4 protein-coding genes are annotated in these 3,536 nt (G+C 38.4%); all 4 read right to left on the bottom strand.

What is annotated here, in order from left to right; genetic code table 11:
* Positions 1-482 (bottom strand): M48 family metallopeptidase (locus WBA23_RS21720; RefSeq protein WP_424584378.1); only part of this gene is annotated, 482 nt, incomplete at its 3' end.
* 201 nt (positions 483-683) lie between these two features.
* Positions 684-1,901, bottom strand: a complete 1,218-nt coding sequence (locus tag WBA23_RS21715) for a glycosyltransferase family 4 protein (protein WP_424584377.1) — start codon at positions 1,899-1,901, stop codon at positions 684-686.
* A complete protein-coding gene (locus tag WBA23_RS21710; protein ID WP_424584376.1) occupies positions 1,882-3,192 on the bottom strand; it encodes a nucleotide sugar dehydrogenase in 1,311 nt (436 codons plus the stop codon). The genes WBA23_RS21715 and WBA23_RS21710 overlap by 20 nt, the downstream gene beginning before the upstream one ends.
* Before the next feature lie 62 nt (positions 3,193-3,254).
* Positions 3,255-3,536, bottom strand: a 282-nt coding sequence (locus tag WBA23_RS21705; RefSeq protein ID WP_424584375.1) for a sugar transferase, incomplete at its 5' end; no start/stop codon positions are given.

Genomic DNA, 3,536 nt, shown 5'->3' with positions numbered 1-3,536 from the left:
GTTCCACCCATTTGCGCAGCTAATTGTTGCGACATACGCTCACTACCGTGTTCAGCAATAGCATGAGCGATTTCGTGCGACATTACTACTGCCACTCCCTCTTCGTTTTGGCAAACAGGCATAATACCGGTATAGAAAGCAACTTTACCACCGGGCATACACCATGCATTTACTACATCTTCTTGTATAAGGGTAAATTCCCAACGAAAGTCTTTAATTTCGTCAGAGAGGCCTTTTTCGGCCATATACTTTTCTACCGCGTAGGCAATCTTTTCACCTACACTTTTCACCAGACGAGCGTCTTCAGTGCCAGTCACTACCTTGCTTTCATTTAATACTTGCTGATAGTTTTGAAAACTTAGTGAATTGATTTGCGAATCAGGAATTAAGCTAAGTTGTCTACGCCCAGTAAGTGGAACAGTAGAACAGGATACTAAAAAGAATATGGCCAGTACGCCAGAAAATATTGTATGTTTCATCATTTTGTGAATTAGGTATAACAATGTTAGCTGCGCAAGACCATAAAAGTGGTAAGCAAATAAGTGCTAACTATTTATTAGTATTCTTATTTCAATTTTCTTGCCATTTCTATAGGTAATCAAGGTTCATAGACAATTCAGTAAACATAAAAAAAGCATCGGGTGTTAGCCGATGCCTATAAACAATAAGGTAGAAATCTATATCTATACCAGTTGGACGGAAGGAGTATGTGAAACACTAAATGCCGTACGATAGAAATCAATTAGATTTTCCCGTTCATAGTCCCAAGAAAGCTCATTAAGTACTCGGTTGTATCCATACTTAGCCATTTGCTCTCTTTCGCTTGGATTATCTAGTAGCCACATAATCTTCTTAGCAAAATCTATTGTATCATGGTTTTTAGCATAAAGCGAAGCTTCTAATGCTGAAGCGCGTCCTTCTTTTAAATCATATTGCACAATCGATTTTTTCAGTGCCATATACTCCATGATTTTATTCATAGTAGACAAATTATTCATCTCAGTAGGCTTATCTGGGTTTACGCATACATCACAGGTATTTAGAACATCAACTAATTTCTCATCGCTTACCCTACCATAAAAATCTACGTATTCTGCCAATCCCATTTCAGATGCCAATAGCTGTATCTCTTCCAAGGCTGTCCCCCCTCCTACAATAGCCACCTGTACATCCTGTCGCTTCTTCACAATATATTGTACCGAATCCATCAATAGATCGAGCCCTTCTTGAACACCAATAACCCCTACATAGCCGATAAGGAATTTTCTTCCTTTCTTATAATCAGAGTTACCTGGGGTGAGTTTTAATCGTTTCAAACTAGGACCACTGCGTACTACCGTAACGTTGTCTGGATTCATGCCTCCCCGTCGGATAGCGATCTCACGATAAGACTCATTAGTAGCAATACTATAATCTGCTGCCTTGAAGGTAAGCCTCTCAAACAGAAGCATACTACGATAGAACAATCCCTTTTTATTAAATTTTGCAATGTAGAGTTCTGGATTAATATCGTGATGATCGAAGACATATTTAACCCCAAAGAGTTTAAACGGGAGAGCTACTAAGAATATTAAATCAGGAGGATTGCACCCATGAATGATGTGAAACCGCTTTTTGAGGAAAATCTTAATACACAGCATTAGCTCCCAAAAAAGTGCAGAAGTATATTCTAGAAGGTATCCTAAAGCTCCATGCCCCTCAGTTGGTAACGGATGGCGATAAATGTTAATGTCATCTATTCGCTCAAAAGACTTAGTATATCCTTTCATTTTAGGGCAGATGATTGATACATCTGCCCCTTCTTCTTTCAGTGTAGTAGCTTCCTGCCAAACCCTTCGGTCGAAGGGGGCAGGCAGATTTTCAATAACTATTAAGACATGCTTACCAGCAAATTCCGACATAATTTTCATTGGTTACTTTCTCTTTATCTATCCGTACCAGATCAATGATTGTTTGATCTGGGCGGATTTCCGACAAAATCTCTCTAAACTCAGGGGCCTTATTTCCGATAATAATTACCTCTGCATCGTTAATAACCTCATGAATATCATCTTTTAGCAGACGAGTAATATGCGGAATATGCCCTGTTAAATAATCTTTATTTTTACCCATTAATTTAGATAGAGATATATTATTGTCGTACAAACTTAAACTATATCCTTTTCCAAGTAGTGTCTCTATCATATCTACCATTGGGCTTTCTCGTAAGTCATCGGTACCAGCTTTAAAGGCAAATCCAAGGAAAGCGACTTTCTTTTTACCGGTATCATACACCATTTGTAATCCTCGCTGCACCTGATAGGCGTTACTGGGAAGCAAGCTATTTAGTAGTGGGGTAGATACATCTAACAACTGTGCCCGATAATTCAACCCCCTAACATCTTTTGGCAAACACGATCCACCAAAAGCAAATCCTGGCTTCAAATAATAAGGAGATAAATTTAGCTTCGTATCTCGGGATACTACTTCCATCACTTTATGCCCATCTACTCCTAACTCTTTGCAAATATTCCCTATTTCATTAGCAAAGGTAATTTTTAGTGCATGAAAGTTATTGTTAGTGTATTTGATCATTTCTGATTCTTCTGGCTTCAGCTTGAAGATAGGAGCATCAATTGGGCGGTATAGCTCCTCGAGCTGCTCTTCACTCTTAGGACTATTAGTTCCTATTATCGTATAGGGAGGATTCCAGAAATCATAAATGGCCGTACTTTCTCGTAAAAACTCAGGATTAGACGCTACTCCAAAATCTTCTATATGCTTCTTTCCTGAAACACCTTCTATTATTTGAGCGCATTCTTCAATAGTACCCGGTACTACCGTACTACGAATAACAACAGTATGATAGGCATCTTTTGTTTTTATTGACTCGGCAATATCCTCGCAAACTCGATATATATAAGACAAATCAATATTTCCATTAATCTGACTAGGTGTGCCTACGCATACAATCGATATATCCGAGTTTTGAACTGCTCTGTGAATATCGGTAGTTGCCTTGATCGTGCCCTTTTTAACTCCTTCTGCGATGTACTCATCTAAATCTTTCTCTACAATTGGCGAGTTTCCCCCGTTAATTAAATCAACTTTCTTTTGGTTTACGTCAACTCCTATAACATGATGTCCGCTTTTAGCAAAACAGGCACAAGAAACAGCACCCACATAACCTAATCCAAATACACTAATTTTCATATTAATTATTTTTAAAGTGCAAATAATTACAAATATAGTTATATAAGCTTAATTGTGTAGTATTAATAGGCATTTTCTTCGCCTCGTACTGCATTCCAAACTGTTTGGAATATAATCTTAATATCTAAAGAAAGGCTCCAGTTCTCTAAGTACCACGTATCGTATTCTACTCGTTTCTTCATCAGTTCATCGTCTTTGGTCTCGCCCCGGAAACCATTCACCTGAGCATATCCGGTAATTCCGGAATTGATGAAGTGCCGTACTTTGAAATTCTCAATAATTTCAGAGTACTCTTCGGTATGCTTTAGCATATGAGGTCGGGGGCCTACCACTGACATATCGCC

This window comes from Tunicatimonas sp. (assembly GCF_049647865.1).
GTDB lineage: Bacteria > Bacteroidota > Bacteroidia > Cytophagales > Cyclobacteriaceae > Tunicatimonas.
The sequence above is the reverse complement of the archived record's forward strand: the minus strand, read 5'-3'. Positions and strand labels throughout refer to the sequence as shown.

What these genes read in the sequence shown, in the direction of transcription:
- WBA23_RS21710 (WP_424584376.1), bottom strand. Translation starts at nt 3,192, where the DNA reads ATGAAAATTAGTGTATTTGGATTAGGTTATGTGGGTGCTGTTTCTTGT.
- WBA23_RS21715 (WP_424584377.1), bottom strand. Translation starts at nt 1,901, where the DNA reads ATGTCGGAATTTGCTGGTAAGCATGTCTTAATAGTTATTGAAAATCTG.